This is a genomic window from Streptomyces sp. NPDC046900 (assembly GCF_040644975.1).
Lineage (GTDB): Bacteria > Actinomycetota > Actinomycetes > Streptomycetales > Streptomycetaceae > Streptomyces.
This window is the reverse complement of the sequence record NZ_JBEYXD010000005.1, coordinates 47031-62626: the sequence shown is the minus strand read 5'-3', so window position 1 is coordinate 62626 and position 15596 is coordinate 47031. Positions and strand designations below refer to the sequence as shown.

Genomic DNA, 15596 nt, shown 5'->3' with positions numbered 1-15596 from the left:
CGAGCCCCCGGGGCGCGGCACCTCCCTCTCGTGTCGCGCCCCCGGGTGGTCAGTCCTCCAGCGGCGGCAGCGCCCCGGTCCGGGCCGCCCGGGAGTACCAGTGCGCGCTGGACTTCGGCGTGCGGGCCAGCGTCGCGTAGTCCACGTACACCGCCCCGAACCGCTTCTCGTAGCCGTAGGCCCACTCGAAGTTGTCCATGAGGGACCAGAGGTAGTAGCCGCGGACGTCCGCGCCGTCCGCGATGGCCCGGTGGACCGCCGACAGGTGGCTGTGCAGGTACGCGGTCCGCTCGGGGTCGTGGACGCGGCCCTCCGGGTCGGGCTTGTCGTCGTACGCGGCGCCGTTCTCCGTCACGTACAGCGGAAGCCCCGGCGCTTCCCGCGAGTACCGCATGATCAGCTCGTGCAGGCCGGTCGGGTCGATCGACCAGCCCATCTCGGTGCGCTCGCCGGGAGTCTGGTGGAAGGTCACGTCGTCCCCGCCCGGCCAGGGCGAGTAGGCGCTCGCGCCGTGGCCGTCCGACCGCGGACCGCTGCCGGCCGTCTCCGAAGCGGCCGACACGAGCGTCGGCGTGTAGTAGTTGAGACCCAGTGCGTCCAGCGGCTGGTCGATGGTCGCGAGGTCGCCGTCGAGGACGTACGACCAGTCCGTGATGGCAGCCGTCGCGGTGAACAGGGTCTTCGGGTAGGCCCCGTGCAGCATCGGGCCGTGGAAGACGCCGTTCGCCAGATCGTCGATCTTCTGCCGCGCCGCCAGGTCCGCCGGGTCCTGCGACACCGGCCGTACCGGGCACGAGTTGAGACTCACCGCCACCGTGTTGCGGGACGGCATCACCGACCGGAGCGCGGAGGTGCCGAGGCCGTGGGCCAGGTTCAGATGATGGGCCGCGCGCAGCGCCGCCGCCGCGTCCGTACGGCCCGGGGCGTGCACGCCGGAGCCGTACCCCAGGAATGCGCTGCACCAGGGCTCGTTCAGGGTGATCCACTGTTCCACCCGGTCGCCCAGGGCTTCGCCCACGATGCCGGCGTACTCGGCGAAGCGGTACGCGGTGTCCCGCTCGGGCCAGCCGCCCGCGTCCTCCAGCTCCTGAGGCAGATCCCAGTGGTAGAGGGTGATCGCCGGCTTGATGCCGTGGGCGAGCAGTTCGTCCACCAGGCGGCGGTAGAAGTCCAGCCCGCGCTGGACCGCGGGCCCCCGGCCCGTCGGCTGCACGCGCGACCACGAGATCGAGAAGCGGTACGCGCTCAGGCCCAGCTCGGCCATCAGCGCGACGTCCTCGCGGTAGCGGTGGTAGTGGTCGACAGCGATGTCACCGGTCTCGCCGCCGGCCGTCCTGCCCGGCGTGTGGCTGAAAGTGTCCCAGATCGAGGGGGTGCGGCCGTCCTCCCGCACCGCTCCCTCGATCTGGTACGCGGAGGTCGCGGCGCCCCAGAGGAAGGCGGGAGGAAAGGTCACCGGGGTCACCGGCTGTGCGGATTCAGGCATGGAAGCGCTCCCATAGATGGTCGTCGAGACCGACGGAGGTAGGGGAAAGAGGGGACGAGGGGGCCGGGGCGGCGATGACCCGGCCCCCGAAGACGCAGGGGCGGCGGCGCCGGGGGTCCGTTGCGGGACCCCTCCCGCGCGAGGCTGCCGAGCGTGGCGGAGGGTCAGCCCTTGATCGCGCCCTGCATGATCCCGCCGACGATCTGCTTGCCGAACAGCAGGAAGGCGATCAGCAGCGGCAGTGTGCCGAGCAGCGCACCCGCCATGATCACCGCCTGGTCCGGGACATATCCGGTGCCGAGCGAGTTGAGCGCCACCTGCACGGTCGGGTTCTGCTGGTTCAGCGCGATGATCGGCCACAGGAAGTCGTTCCAGGCGAACACGAAGGTCAGCAGTCCGAGCACGGCCATCGCCGGCCGCGCCGCGGGGAAGACCACGTGCCACACGACGCGCAGACTGCTCGCGCCGTCCACCCGCGCCGCCTCGATCAGTTCGGTGGGCAGTGCCTGCACCAGGTACTGCCGCATGAAGAACGTGCCGAAGGCGGTGACCAGCGTCGGCAGGATGACGGTCTGCAGCTGGTTGGACCAGCCCAGGTCCGACATCCACAGGTACAGCGGTACGACGGCCAGCTGCGGCGGGATCATCATGGTGCCGATGGTCAGCAGCAGCAGCACGCTGGAGAACCGGAACCGCAGTTTGGCGAAGGCGAATCCGGCGAGCGTGGAGAACAGGACCGTGCTGACCGTGATGGTGGTCGCGACCAGCGTGGAGTTGAACATCGCCGTGCCGAGCCCGGCCTGTTCCCAGGCCGCCTGCAGGTTCTTGAACAGGTTCCCGCCGAACCACAGCGGAGGCGGCGTCTCGGCGAGCCGCCGGTCGTTGCGGGAGGCCGCGATCGCCGTCCACACCAGTGGAGCCAGCGAGACCAGTGCGAAGACGGTCAGCACCACATAGGTGACGGGCCCCGCGTCCAGCTGCTTGCCCGCGCCCATCACCCTGCGGCGCCGGGGGGTCCGCTCGCCCTTGGCCTTCGTCCCCGCCTGAGGCAGGGTCAGGTCGGTAGTGGTCATTGGGACTTCCTCAGCCGTCGGGTGAGCAGCATGTTGATCACGGCCACCACCAGCAGGATCAGGAACATCGACCAGGCGATCGCGGATGCCTTGCCGAGGTTGCCGATGATCCAGCCCTGGTCGTACATGTACAGGCCGAGCGTCTGGTACTGGTGCTCCGAGCCGCCCTTGGATCCGCTGACCCCGCCGAACAGCAGGGGTTCACCGAAGAGCTGCGTCGCGCCGATCGTCGAGACGATCACCGTGAACAGGATCGTGGGCCGCAGCATCGGGACCGTCACATGGCGGAACTGCTTCCAGCGGTTCGCACCGTCGAGGGCGGCCGACTCGTACAGGTCGCTGGGGATCGCCTGCATCGCCGCGAGGTAGATCAGCGCGTTGTAGCCGGTCCACCGCCAGATCACGATCGAGGAGACGGCGAACTGCGAACCCCAGTCGGACTCCCGCCAGTTGACGGGGTCGACCCCGACGAAGTGGAGCAGCCAGTTGATCATGCCGCCGTCCCAGGAGTACAGCAGCGTGAAGACCAGCGTCGCCGCCGCCACCGAGGTGGCGTACGGGGTGAGCATCACGACCCGCCAGACGGTCGAGCCGCGCAGCCGGTAGTTGAGCAGATGCGCGAGCCACAGCGCCGCGAGGAGCTGCGGCACCGTCGAGATCACACCGATGGTGAAGGTGTTCCCCAGGGCGTTCCAGAAGAACTCGGAGGAGAACAGGTTCTTGTAGTTGTCCAGACCCGTCCAGGTCTGGTGGTCCAGGGCCGAGAGCTGCACGTTGTGCAGCGAGTACCAGGCCGTGTAGAGCAGCGGGACCAGCGAGAAGGCCCCGAAGACGATGAAGAAGGGGGCGATGAACACATACGGAGACGCCTTCATGTCCCAGCGGTACAGCCGGCTGCGCCAGGAGTCTGTGCCCGTCGCCGGCCTGCCGCGACCGTGAGCGCCCCCGACCGCGCCCGGCTGCTTGCCGGGCGCGGTCTCGGCGCTCGACGCGGGGTGCGCGAGAGCCTCTTTGGAGCTGGTCACTGGCCGAGCACGTCCTTGATCTCCTTGCCGGCCGCGTCCCAGCCCTGAGCGGGGGACTTGCCCTTCTGCTCGACCTGGAGGATGCCGACGTCGGTGAGCGCGGAGTTGATCGGCTGGTCCTTGATGCCGAAGTACTGCGTCGGGATGGTCTTCGCCGAGTCCGAGAAGATCTGGGTGATCGGCGCGTTGGAGAAGTACGTCGTCGTGTCGGCCTGCGGCTGCAGGCTCGCGTACGCGGACGGGGTCGAGGGGAAGCTGGCCTGCTTGGCGAAGACCTTGGCCTGCTGCTCGGGCGCGGTCAGCCACTTCGCCAGCTCGATGGCCTCCTTCTGGTGCTTGCTCGCCGTCGGCACGCCGAGGAAGGAGCCGCCCCAGTTGGACGCGGTCGGGGCAGCCGCGACGTCCCACTTGCCCTTGCCGGAGTCACCGGACTTCTGCTCGATGTAGCCGAGCATCCATGCCGGGCAGGCCACCGTCGCGAAGGTGCCGTTGGCGAAGCCCTGGTCCCAGGTCGGGTCGAACTGCTTCAGCTTCGCCGACATGTTGCTGGTCGCCACCTGCATGGCGACGTCCCAGGACTTCTTCACCCCGTCGGACTTGTCCCAGACGACGTTGTCGTCCTTGTCGTAGTACCGCTGCTCGGCGCCGCCGAGGGCCGCGTTGTAGACGGAGGACGCGGAGTCCACGAACTTGGTGCCCTTCGGCGCCTTCTTCATGTACTCCTTGCCGACGTCGACGTACTTCGACCAGTCGCCCTTCCAGGACTCGGCGAGCTTGGCGCGGTCCGTCTCGAGACCGGCCTTCTGGAAGAGGTCCTTGCGGTAGCAGATGGCCATCGGGCCGATATCGGTGCCGAGCCCGATCGTCTTGCCGTCCTTGGTGGTGGCCTGCGCCACCTTCCAGTCCAGCCACTGGGACTTGTCGACGTCCTTGCCGAGGTCGACGAACTTGGCGGCCTGTGTCTGCACGGCCTCGGTGATGTTGCCGACCTCGATGGCCTGGATGTCGTCCGTGCCGGAGCCGGCCTGCAGACGGGTGAGCACCTTGGGCCAGTACACGTCGGTGCGGGTGGTGACGTTCTCCTTGATGGTGATGTCCGGGTGGAGCTTCATGTACTCGTCGTAGAGTCCGGCCTGCTTGTAGCCGAAGACGCCGAAGGTGCCCACGGTCAGCGTGGTCTTGCCCTTGCCACCGCCACCGCCGTTCGAGTTCGACGAGTTGTCGTCCGAGTCTTTGGCGCAGCCGGCCAGCAGCCCCGTCGTCAGCGCGGCGACCGCCGCGAGGGCCACCAGCCCGTGGGACCGGCGAGTACTCGTGCGCATTGCGTCCTCCTGTTGCCTGACGTGCCGACCCCCCGGCCAACTGCATTGGTTGGGCCCGTTCGTGCTCGCTGCGGCTCGGGCGGGGAACGTGCGGGATGTGTATGTGTCAGGTACCGTGGGAGCGCTCCCACGGGTGATGAGTTGAAGAGTCGTCGGTTCCCGCGAGGGTGTCAAGGGAGCGGACACGCACAGATGCGTTCGGTTATCGGGCTGTTAACTGGACCGGGCGGGAGTGGATGGGAACGGGCCAGGGCCCGCACGGTCCGGGTCGGATCCGGGGGTCGATGACGTCGGCGCCCGGTGACGGTCACCTGGACTGCGGCAACTGTTAGATTCCAGGCCAACGTGGGTTCGACGGCGGGAGGCGGGGCCAATGGTAAGCCACGGAGCGCGGGGCCGCAGTGGCGGTCGACCCACCCTCGAAGAGGTGGCCGCACGCGCCGGCGTCGGCCGTGGCACGGTCTCCCGGGTGATCAACGGCTCGCCCCGGGTGAGCGATGCGACGCGCGCGGCCGTCGAGGCGGCGGTCGCGGAGCTCGGTTATGTACCGAACACCGCGGCCCGCGCACTGGCCGCCAACCGCACGGACGCCATCGCCCTCGTCGTCCCCGAACCGGAGACCCGCTTCTTCGCGGAACCGTACTTCTCGGACATGCTCAAGGGTGTGGGGGCCGAGCTGTCGGACACGGAGATGCAGCTGCTGCTGATCTTCGCGGGCAACGACCGGGAGCGCCGAAGCCTGGCCCAGTACCTGGCGGCGCACCGGGTGGACGGTGTGCTGCTGGTCTCGGTGCACGCGGACGACCCCCTGCCCGATCTGCTGGCCCAGCTGGAGATCCCGGCGGTGATCAGCGGTCCCCGTTCGGCGGGGGAGGCGCTGCCGTCGGTGGACTCGGACAACTACGGCGGCGGCCGCTCGGCGGTCGAGCACCTGATCGCCCGGGGCCGCGCGCAGATCGCGACGATCACGGGCCGGCTCGATGTGTACGGTGCCCAGCGGCGTGTCGACGGCTACCGGGACGCGCTGCGGGACGCCGGCCGCGAGGTGGACGAGAAGCTGATCGTCCCCGGTGACTTCACGGAGGAGGGCGGCCGCCGGGCCATGGCGGAGCTGCTGGCCCGCCGCCCGGGTCTGGACGCGGTGTTCGCGGGGTCGGACGTGATGGCCGCGGGCGCGCGACAGGTGCTGCGTGAGGCGGGCCGCCGCATACCCGGTGACGTGGCGCTGGTCGGCTACGACGACTCGGCGATCGCCCGCCATATGGACCCGCCCCTGACCAGCGTGCGCCAGCCGATCGAGGAGATGGGCCGCGCGATGATCGACCTGCTGCTCGACGAGATCGCGGACCAACGCCCGGCGGGCTCCCGGACCCTGGACCGCCGCCAGGTGGTCCTGCCGGCGGAACTGGTGGAGCGGGACTCCTCCTGAGGCGGTGGACGGACCCGGCGTGCCGGGTTCGGGTCGACGGTGACGGATGTCTCCGATGTGCTCCGCGCCACAGTGTTCCGGCGCGGAGCGCTGGGCCGTGTGCCGGGGAGGGGGTCGAGGGGAGCCGGTTGTCCGCATGCCGCCGGGGGCGGCCGCCCGGCTGTCCCTGGGGCTGAGTGCGCGTTGGCCTCGTAGCCGAGTGTCGGGCCGTGGGCGGCCCGCAGGGTGCGAGTCCTGAAACAAGATCAGCCGGTGACCCGTTCTCCGGGTCACCGGCTGACTTCACAGGGTGAGTGACGGGACTCGAACCCGCGACATCCTGGACCACAACCAGGTGCTCTACCAGCTGAGCTACACCCACCATGACCGGCGGTTGTCCAAGTGGCTTTCCGCATCGGCCGAGAAAAAGTGTACAGGGTCCGAAGGGGTGCTCGCGCCAGCGTTTCTCCGAGGTCCGTCAGGGTCTCGTCAGGGCCTCGGCGAGCGGCTACTTCGCGGGCACCACGTGCCGGGCCGCGATCGTGCGTGCCGTGTCCGAGTCGGGGCCCGGCTGCGGCACGAAGATCGCCTCTCGGTAGTAGCGCAACTCCGCGATGGATTCCCGGATGTCGGCCAGCGCCCGGTGGTTGCCGTTCTTCTCGGGGCTGTTGAAGTACGCCCGCGGATACCAGCGCCGGGCGAGCTCCTTGATCGAGCTGACGTCCACGATCCGGTAGTGGAGGTAGTCCTCCAACGTCGGCATGTCGCGGGACAGGAAGCCGCGGTCGGTGCCGACGGAGTTGCCGCACAGCGGGGCCTTGCCGGGTTCTTTGACGTGCTCCCGTACGTACGCGAGGACCTGCTCCTCGGCGTCGGCGAGCGTCGTGCCCCCCGCCAGCTCGTTGAGCAGTCCCGAGGAGGTGTGCATCTGACGCACCACCTCCGGCATCGTCTCCAGCGCCGCGTCCGGCGGCCGGATCACGATGTCCACCCCCTCGCCGAGTACGTTCAGCTCTGAGTCGGTGACCAGCGCGGCCACCTCGATGAGCGCGTCGTCGGACAGCGAGAGTCCGGTCATCTCGCAGTCGATCCACACCATGCGATCGTTCATGTGTCCCACCTTATGGCCCGGCCGGGCCGGACGGATCTGCCCGTGCGTGCACGGAGGGACAGCCCGGGGGACGAGAAGACCTCCGGAAGCCCCCCGGGGCAGGAGGCGTGCGCGGGACGGGCTCACGCGGACGCGTCACGGGCATGCGCGGGCCGGCCCGCCCCAGGACTGCGGACAGGCGGGACCCGTGGTGCGTACGACCTCGTACGCACCACGGGTCGCGCCCACTGCGGTACCGCGGTGCTAGTGCGCGCTGCGCTGTCCGGGCAGACTCGGGCCCCTCGCCGCGTACAGCTCGGGGACGTGCCTGCCGTGGTCCGTGGACAGGGACGCCGCGGGGCCCAGGGAGCCGGCGGCGGCCGTGCGGCGGGTCTGCATCGGCAACGGCGCCGCCTCCTGCGGAACCTGCGGCACCGGCGGACCCACGGGACCGTCGGTGTCCCCGGGGCGCCCACCCTGCGGACGGCGCGCCCGGTACGCGGCCCGGTACGCGGCCGGCGACGAGCCGAGCTGCCGCCGGAAGTGCCCGCGCAGCGCCACCGGGGAGCGGAAGCCGCAGCGCCCGGCGACCTCGTCGACCGAATAGTCGGAGGTCTCCAGCAGCCGCTGCGCCTGGAGCACCCGCTGGGTGATCAGCCACTGCAGCGGCGCACTCCCGGTGAGCGAGCGGAAGCGCCGGTCGAAGGTCCGCCGGCTCATGTACGCGCGCGCGGCGAGTGTCTCCACGTCGAACTGCTCGTGGAGGTGTTCCAGCGCCCAGGCGACGACCTCCGCGAGCGGGTCGGCGCCGATCTCCTCCGGTAAAGACCTGTCGAGGTAGCGCTCCTGACCGCCGCTGCGGCGCGGTGGGACCACCAGACGCCGGGCGAGCGCGCCGGCGGCCTCGTTGCCGTGGTCCGTGCGCACGATATGGAGGCAGAGGTCGATACCGGCCGCCGTACCCGCCGACGTCAGCACGTCCCCGTCGTCCACGAACAACTCGCGTGGATCGACGTGCACCGATGGATAGCGTTTGGCCAGTGTCGGCGCGTACATCCAGTGCGTGGTGGCCGGCCGGCCGTCCAGCAGTCCGGCGGCGGCCAGTACGAAGGCCCCGGTGCACAGCCCGACGATGCGGGCACCTTCTTCGTGCGCCCGGCGCAGTGCGTCGAGCGCCTCCTCCGGCGGCGGCGAGGTGATGGACCGCCAGGCCGGCACAACGACGGTGCCCGCCCGCGAGATCGCCTCGAGGCCGTACGGCGCGGTCAGTTCCAGGCCCCCTGTGGTCCGCAGCGGGCCTTCTTCGCCGGCAGCCACCAGCAATCGGTAGCGCGGCACTCCGGCGTCCTGGCGGTCAATCCCGAACACCGAAAGCGGTATGGAGCTCTCGAAGATGGGGCCGCCGCTGAACAGCAGCACCGCAACGATCTCCTTGCGCCGTCGCCCGGACAGCTTCCGGGCCGCGGCGTCCTGCGCGGCAGTGGAGTCGTGGCTCATCCTGCTAAGCCCCCCTCAGTGGTCGCGGCTCCTCGGTTGTGTCGCTCCTGCACGTTTCCCCTTGGTCCTGCACGAGTCCCCCGCCGTCAGACAGTCATGATCGAATCTACTGGGTCCCCCGGTGCCGACGTGAACCAGTTCACCATCCGGCACATTGTCGACATGGCAACTTGGCGTGAAGCATTCGATCACGAAGCGTTGCACTCGCGAGCCGTGCAGGGAAGTGCGCCTCGTCCCAGTGGCCAATCCCCATAGGGTGCGCGCGCCCTCCGGGACCCTTTCGGCGCAGGTCGAACGGGGGGTGGGGGGTCCTGGGGCCCAGGTATGCGGCGGGCCGAGAAGTTGGCTGAAAAGAAGCGGGCGCGTGCGCGGAAACCGGTCAGTCGACCGGAGTGTTTCCCCCAGTGTGCCGTCCGCCCCTGTGCGCCCCCGTTCCGGTCCTCCCGTGGCATACCCGGTGCGGGGTGCTCTCCTCGGCCCGCAGTTGCGCCGCGCCCCGTTCGGACTGCCGCAGCAGCGCGCGGCACGCGGCGGTGACGGTCACCAGACCGAGTGCGGCGCTGATCGCGGCGGCCGGTGAGATGCCGTACCAGACCAGGACCACGGGTACCAGGACACAGCAGAAGGCCGCCCAGCGGACCACGTCGCCCGTAGTGTCCGGCTCGGGGTGCTTCTGGGGGGCGGTGCGGGTTTGGGACACGGCGTGCTCCCTAAGGCGGTGGGTCACCGGATTCAACGGCCGTTCGAGCGGTGGGTCACTGGCGGGTGGAGCGGCGCACGGCCCCGGGGAGCCGTCGGCGCGTGGTCCTTCCTGATTCCTGGGTGAACCCCGTGCAAACCGCCTGTACGGGGCAGCAACCATTGCGTTACAGGTGCCCCCTCGTGCATGCTCCCTGGAACCCGTGCGGTTGCGCGGGATCTGGGCTAAGGAGGCGTGCCGCCGTACCCTTGGGGGTATGGGGTTGGGAAGATGTTTCCCGGACACAGCTCCGCCGCATACTGTCGTCCCACCCACGAGGATCACAACGCCGAGACACTCATGGCCGGTCACGAATTCTTGGATCCCGCGGACCGCAAGCGCCCCGTCGCCGATCCCACGGCGGCCGAGCCCTTGGCGGCGGAAGAGACACGCCCATCCTGCGACCCCGCTTTCAAGCACGGCGTGGTGGTCGGCTTCGACGGCTCGACCTCGAGCGAGCGTGCGCTGGCGTACGCGATCGGTATGGCCCATCGCTCCGGCTCGGGCCTGATCATCGTTCATGTCGCCAACCGGCTGCCCACCACGGTGTGGGCCGGCTGTGAGCCACCGGTCTTCGTCGACGTGCCGGACCACCGCACGGAGGTTCTCGGGCTCGAGCTCGCCTGTGCGGAGCACTTGGCCGAGGTCCCCTGGATCCTGGTCGAGCGCGGCGGCGACATCTGCCATGAACTCGAAGAGGTGGGGCGGGAGTACGAGGCGGACGCGATCGTCGTCGGCTCCACCCACGGCATCGTCGGCCGCATCTTCGGCTCGGTGGCCGGGCGTCTGGCCAAGCGTGCCCAGCGGCCCGTGATCGTCATCCCCTGAGCCTTCGGCGCCGGTGCGGGCCCATGTCCGCCGCCGGTGCACCGCGCTGTGCGACTGCCGGGCGCCTGCTGCCGGGCGTGGTATCGCAACCGGGCTGTTGTCATTCCGCAACTCGACGTTGGCCCAGGTGAGATGCCCCGTGGGTACCGCCAACTCCCTTGCGTGACCGGACAAAGCTACTCGCGCGTAGAGGTGTTTGTGCCCTTGTGAAGGGCATATATCGGTCACCGCACAGCCCTACATGCAGGACAGAAGGGAGCCCGCCGTGGACAATGACGTCTCTGCGGGAAGCACCACCTCAACCGTCGGCCGGCTTGCGCTGGGCATCACGCTGCTGGCGTTCGGTCTCGGATCCACCAAGGTGATCGACGGCGTGACGACGGCCGACGCCGTGTCACTTGCCCACTATGTCGGCGGCGTGGCCCTGTTCCTCGTCGGCCTCCTCGCTTTCCGCGACCGCGACACCGCCACGGGTACGGCCTTCTCGGCGCTCGGCGCCCTGTGGTTCACCTGGGCCGTCACGGCCGGCAACCAAATGTCGGACAACGCGGCAGGACTCTTCCTCCTGCTGTTCGCCCTCGTCGCGCTCAGCCTCGCGCTCGGAGCCACCGGCGGAGTCCTCGACCAGGGGACCTACGGGCTGCTCTTCGTCTCCATGCTGCTGCTCGCCATCGCGCGCTTCGCGGGCAACGACTCACTGGGCAAGGTCGCCGGCTGGTTCGCGGTCGCCGCGGGCCTGGTCGCCTGGTATGCGGCGACGGCCGTACTGGCCAAGTGGCCGACGGCCCTTCCGCGACGTGCTGCGGGCCGGGGGGTGACGGCCGCCGGCTGACGCAGCGCCCGGCCGGGGGTGAGGGTCCCCCAGTTCGAACGGAGCCGTGAACTCGGGGAAGGGCGGCCCCGGCCCCTGAAAAGAGCGACCCCCTGTGCTGGTGGCACACAGGGGGTCGTTCATGTCCGGGCCCGCGCGGGCGGGTTGCTACTCCACCGTCACCGACTTGGCCAGGTTGCGCGGCTTGTCGATGTCCCGGCCCAGCGCCAGCGCCGTGTGGTAGGCGAGGAGTTGCAGCGGAATACCCAGCAGGATCGGGTCCAGCTCGTCCTCGTTCTTCGGGACCACGATGGTGTGGTCCGCCTTCTCCTGCTCCTGGTGGGCGACCGCGAGGATCGGGCCGCTGCGGGCCTTGATCTCCTCCATGGCCGCGCGGTTCTTCTCCAGCAGGTCGTCGTCCGGCACGATCGCGACCGTGGGGAGGGCCGGCTCGATCAGTGCCAGCGGGCCGTGCTTCAGCTCGGAGGCGGGGTAGGCCTCGGCGTGGATGTACGAGACCTCCTTCAGCTTCAGCGAGGCCTCGCGGGCCACCGGGTAGCCGCGCACACGTCCGATGAAGAGCATCGAGCGGGCATTGGTGAACTGCTCGGCCAGCGCCTTGATCTCCTCCTCCTGCTTCAGGATCTCGGTGATCTGCTCGGGCAGCCTGCGCAGGCCCTCGATGATCCGCTTGCCGTCGCGCACCGAGAGGTCGCGCGTGCGGCCGAGGCGCAGCGCGAGCAGCGCGAAGGCGACCGTGGTGTTGGTGAAGCACTTGGTGGAGACCACGCACACCTCGGGTCCCGCGTGGACGTACATACCGCCGTCCGCCTCACGCGCGATCGCGGAGCCGACCACGTTGACGATGCCCAGCACCCGCGCGCCCTTGCGCTTGAGTTCCTGGACGGCGGCCAGCACGTCGTAGGTCTCGCCGGACTGCGAGACCGCCACGTACAGCGTGTCGGGGTCGACGACCGCGTTGCGGTACCGGAACTCCGAGGCCGGCTCGGCGTCCGCCGGGATGCGGGCCAGCTCCTCGATCATCTGGGCGCCGATCATGCCCGCGTGGTACGAGGTGCCGCAGCCGAGGATCTTCACACGGCGGATCTGCCGGGCCTCGCGGGCGTCCAGGTTCAGGCCGCCCAGGTGCACGGTGGAGAACCGGTCGTCGATACGGCCGCGCAGCACCCGGTCCACGGCCTCGGCCTGCTCGTGGATCTCCTTGTGCATGTACGTGTCGTGGCCGCCCATGTCGTACGACTCGGCCTCCCACTCCACGGTGGTCGGCTCGGCGGTCGTGCGGGTGCCCTCGGTGGTGTACGTGCGGAAGTCGTCGGCCTTGAGGGTGGCCATCTCGCCGTCGTCCAGGGTGACTATCTGGCGGGTGTGGGCGACCAGCGCGGCGACGTCGGAGGCGACGAACATCTCCTTCTCGCCGATGCCGAGGACGACCGGGGAGCCGTTGCGGGCCACCACGATGCGGTCCGGGAAGTCGGCGTGCATGACGGCGATGCCGTAGGTGCCCTCGACGACCCGTAGCGCCTGGCGGACCTTCTCCTCCAGGGTGTCGGCCTGGGAGCGCGCGATCAGGTGGGTGAGGACCTCGGTGTCGGTCTCGGAGAGGAACTCGACGCCGTCCGCCTCGAGCTTCCGCCTCAGCTCGGAAGCGTTGTCGATGATGCCGTTGTGGACGACGGCGACCTTGTGGTCGGCCGAGAGGTGCGGATGGGCGTTCACGTCGGAGGGGGCGCCGTGGGTGGCCCAGCGGGTGTGGGCGATACCGGTCGTGCCCTTGAAGCGCGCGGGGACCTTGGCCTCCAGGTCGCGGACCCGGCCCTTGGCCTTGACCATCTTCAGGCCCGCGGTCTTCGGCGAGGTGACGACGATGCCGGCCGAGTCGTAGCCGCGGTACTCCAGCCGCTGCAGGCCCTCCAGCAGCAGCGGGGCCACATCACGCTTGCCGATGTATCCGACGATTCCGCACATATGATTCCTTAAGTCCCTTTTCTGCCCGTTGCGATGAAGTAGCCCCGGCGCCTCAGCCGTAGACGATGCGGCGCAGTTGCCGGAGCGTGAGCTCGGGCGGTGCGACCGCGCGGTACTTCAGATCCGCCTCGATCCGCTCGAAGATCGTCGCGTTCACCAGGCCCTGGGCCTGCAGTTCACGGTGGCGGCGGCGGACGAAATCCTCGGTCGTCTCGTCGAAGTAGGCGAGCACGTCCTGGACCACGCGCAGCGCCTCGCCCCTGCTGAGGGTCGTGGACCGCGCCAGATGATCAACGAGTTCGTCGTGCACCCGGTAGATCCTGGAGTATGAGCGTCGGAATCGCAAGAATCGTGCCCGATTTCGGGCAGAGGCGCGGTTGAAGCTCTTATGGGGTCCTGTTTGAGATCTGTTTGACCTGTGTCCTGTGCCACGTTCCTTATGTGGAGGAACTTCTGGCCACATGGACATACCTCGTATGGGAGTACCTGAGAAGCTCGCGGCCGATATGAGCATCGCGGAGCAGCACGAGTACCTGCGCGCGAGATTCTCCCGGCGCACGATGATGAGAGGCGGCGCCGTCACCCTCGGTGCCGTCACCGGTGGCGCGTTCGTGTCGGGCGCCACGGCCCAGGCCGCCGTCCCGACCCAGAGCACGGCCCCCGCGGTCGAGTCCGTGGACGGCGCGCTCGTCGCCCCCTTCGGCCGTCACCTGGCGTTCGGCAACGACCCGCGCACCGAGATCACTGTCTCCTGGCAGGTCCCGGTCGCCGTGAAGAACCCGTTCATCCGGATCGGCGCCCACCCCACGGACCTCTCCCGCAAGATCCCCGCTGAGGTCCGCACCCTCTACACCCCGGCGGGCGTCGGCGCCAGCGGCGACCACACGCAGTACTACCTGCACGCCAAGCTCACCAACCTGCGCCCCGGCAAGACCTACTACTACGGCGTCGGCCACGCGGGCTTCGACCCGGCCGAGCGTCACCTGCTGGGCACCCTCGGCACCTTCACCACCGCCCCCACGCACTCCGAGCCGTTCACCTTCACGGCCTTCGGCGACGAGGGCGTCAGCTACCACGCCCTGGCCAACAACAGCCTGCTGCTCGGCCAGAACCCGGCCTTCCACCTGCACGCCGGCGACATCGCCTACGGCGACCCGGCGGGCCAGGGACGGAAGGACGACACCGGCTTCGACTCCCGTGTGTGGGACCAGTTCCTGTACCAGACGGAGTCCGTCGCCAAGCAGGTTCCGTGGATGCCGGCCTACGGCAACCACGACATGGAGGCCTGGTACTCGCCCAACGGCTACGGCGGCGAGGAAGCCCGCTGGACCCTGCCGGACAACGGGCCGGACAAGAAGAACCTGCCCGGCGTCTACTCCTTCGTCTACGGCAACACGGCGGTCATCTCGCTGGACGCCAACGACATCTCCTTCGAGATCCCGGCCAACCTCGGCATCTCGGGCGGCACCCAGACCAAGTGGCTGGAGGCCCAGCTCAAGAAGTACCGGGCCTGCGACGACATCGACTTCATCGTCGTCTTCTTCCACCACTGCGCGTACTGCACCTCCACGGCGCACGCCTCGGAAGGGGGCGTGCGACAGGAGTGGGTGCCGCTGTTCGACAAGTACACGGTGGACCTGGTCATCAACGGCCACAACCACCAGTACGAGCGCACCGACGTCCTCAAGGGCAACTCGGTCGTCAAGAAGCTCCCGATCGGTGGCACCGCGTACTCCGACACCGAGGGCGTGGTCTACGTGACGGCGGGCGCGGCCGGCCGCAGCCTGTACGCGTTCAGCGCCCCGCTGTCCTACGAGGGCCACGAGAACGAGGTCGACTCCGTGGCCTCCTTCATCAACGTCAAGGACGGCAAGCAGAACGAGACCGTCGCCTGGTCGCGCGTGCGCTACCTCGACTACTCGTTCCTGCGCGTCGACGTCACCCCGGCGTCCAAGGGCCGCTACGCCACGCTGACGGTGCGCGGCATCGCCGAGACCGGTGAGCAGGTCGACCACTTCACGGTGGCGCGCCGGGCCAAGTAAGGCCACTCGCGCGCCCGCACGGCAGGGCGCACGGACGGCAGGCGGTCCTCCCTTCGGGGCGAGGGCCGCCTGTTCGCCGTTGTGAACTCCTCTTCCACCCCGAGGCGCACCCCCTCGGCGCCGCGGTCCGCCTGCCTCCCTCCTGGTGATTTCCGCCATGAGGGGGATGCTTCGGCCCGCTGTGCGAGAGAGTGGTCTATACCCATCGGGTCCCGGGCCGGACGAGCCCGTGAACGCTCGTGGAAGGGAGCGCATGTGAGACCGCACCACAGAACGCCCCGCCTCCTCG

13 protein-coding genes and 1 tRNA gene are annotated in these 15596 nt (G+C 69.4%); 4 read left to right on the top strand and 10 right to left on the bottom strand.

Features of this window, described 5'->3' with window-relative positions:
• Nucleotides 1-49: 49 nt before the first annotated feature.
• From ABZ904_RS07100 to ABZ904_RS07085, 4 genes are all read right to left on the bottom strand, one after another.
• Complete coding sequence (locus tag ABZ904_RS07100; protein ID WP_359391533.1) at nucleotides 50-1486, bottom strand: beta-glucosidase; 1437 nt, start codon at nucleotides 1484-1486, stop codon at nucleotides 50-52.
• Between the two features lie 164 nt (nucleotides 1487-1650).
• On the bottom strand, nucleotides 1651-2559 hold the full coding sequence (locus ABZ904_RS07095; RefSeq protein WP_359391532.1) for a carbohydrate ABC transporter permease: 909 nt from the start codon (nucleotides 2557-2559) through the stop codon (nucleotides 1651-1653).
• Nucleotides 2556-3584 (bottom strand): sugar ABC transporter permease, encoded by a 1029-nt coding sequence (locus ABZ904_RS07090; RefSeq protein ID WP_359391531.1) that lies wholly within the window; start codon nucleotides 3582-3584, stop codon nucleotides 2556-2558. Before ABZ904_RS07090 ends, ABZ904_RS07095 begins: the two co-directional genes overlap by 4 nt.
• Nucleotides 3581-4906 (bottom strand): ABC transporter substrate-binding protein, encoded by a 1326-nt coding sequence (locus tag ABZ904_RS07085; protein ID WP_360991633.1) that lies wholly within the window; start codon nucleotides 4904-4906, stop codon nucleotides 3581-3583. Before ABZ904_RS07085 ends, ABZ904_RS07090 begins: the two co-directional genes overlap by 4 nt.
• Nucleotides 4907-5279: 373 nt before the next feature.
• On the opposite strand from ABZ904_RS07085, the gene ABZ904_RS07080 reads away from it, so the two are divergent.
• Nucleotides 5280-6335: a LacI family DNA-binding transcriptional regulator gene (locus tag ABZ904_RS07080; RefSeq protein ID WP_361821650.1), complete on the top strand. Its 1056-nt coding sequence runs from the start codon at nucleotides 5280-5282 to the stop codon at nucleotides 6333-6335.
• A gap of 288 nt (nucleotides 6336-6623) precedes the next feature.
• Here the strand turns inward: ABZ904_RS07080 and ABZ904_RS07075 are convergent.
• The 4 genes from ABZ904_RS07075 to ABZ904_RS07060 all read right to left on the bottom strand — a co-directional run bounded on the left by ABZ904_RS07075 (nucleotide 6624) and on the right by ABZ904_RS07060 (nucleotide 9601).
• Nucleotides 6624-6696 (bottom strand) — tRNA-His (locus tag ABZ904_RS07075).
• A 126-nt stretch (nucleotides 6697-6822) separates the two neighbouring features.
• The gene (orn, locus tag ABZ904_RS07070) at nucleotides 6823-7425 is read right to left on the bottom strand and encodes an oligoribonuclease (protein WP_359391528.1); all 603 of its coding nucleotides are present in this window, start codon (nucleotides 7423-7425) and stop codon (nucleotides 6823-6825) included.
• Between the two features lie 243 nt (nucleotides 7426-7668).
• Nucleotides 7669-8901 carry a helix-turn-helix domain-containing protein gene (locus ABZ904_RS07065; protein WP_359391527.1) on the bottom strand — a complete coding sequence of 411 codons (1233 nt, stop codon included), beginning with the start codon at nucleotides 8899-8901 and terminating at the stop codon, nucleotides 7669-7671.
• A 379-nt stretch (nucleotides 8902-9280) separates the two neighbouring features.
• Entirely contained in the window at nucleotides 9281-9601 is a 321-nt protein-coding gene (locus ABZ904_RS07060) for a hypothetical protein (RefSeq protein WP_359391526.1), read from the bottom strand.
• Between the two features lie 339 nt (nucleotides 9602-9940).
• On the opposite strand from ABZ904_RS07060, the gene ABZ904_RS07055 reads away from it, so the two are divergent.
• Both ABZ904_RS07055 and ABZ904_RS07050 read left to right on the top strand, forming a co-directional pair.
• A complete protein-coding gene (locus ABZ904_RS07055) occupies nucleotides 9941-10468 on the top strand; it encodes a universal stress protein (protein WP_359391525.1) in 528 nt (175 codons plus the stop codon).
• Between the two features lie 265 nt (nucleotides 10469-10733).
• The gene (locus ABZ904_RS07050) at nucleotides 10734-11300 is read left to right on the top strand and encodes a GPR1/FUN34/YaaH family transporter (RefSeq protein ID WP_360991646.1); all 567 of its coding nucleotides are present in this window, start codon (nucleotides 10734-10736) and stop codon (nucleotides 11298-11300) included.
• Between the two features lie 147 nt (nucleotides 11301-11447).
• On the opposite strand, the gene glmS is transcribed toward ABZ904_RS07050, so the two are convergent.
• The gene (glmS, locus tag ABZ904_RS07045) at nucleotides 11448-13265 is read right to left on the bottom strand and encodes a glutamine--fructose-6-phosphate transaminase (isomerizing) (RefSeq protein WP_359391523.1); all 1818 of its coding nucleotides are present in this window, start codon (nucleotides 13263-13265) and stop codon (nucleotides 11448-11450) included.
• A 52-nt stretch (nucleotides 13266-13317) separates the two neighbouring features.
• A complete protein-coding gene (locus ABZ904_RS07040) occupies nucleotides 13318-13575 on the bottom strand; it encodes a hypothetical protein (RefSeq protein WP_359391522.1) in 258 nt (85 codons plus the stop codon).
• Between the two features lie 166 nt (nucleotides 13576-13741).
• On the opposite strand from ABZ904_RS07040, the gene ABZ904_RS07035 reads away from it, so the two are divergent.
• Nucleotides 13742-15307, top strand: coding sequence for a metallophosphoesterase family protein (locus tag ABZ904_RS07035; protein ID WP_360991773.1), 1566 nt, complete (start codon nucleotides 13742-13744; stop codon nucleotides 15305-15307).
• The last annotated feature ends 289 nt before the right edge of the window (nucleotides 15308-15596 follow it).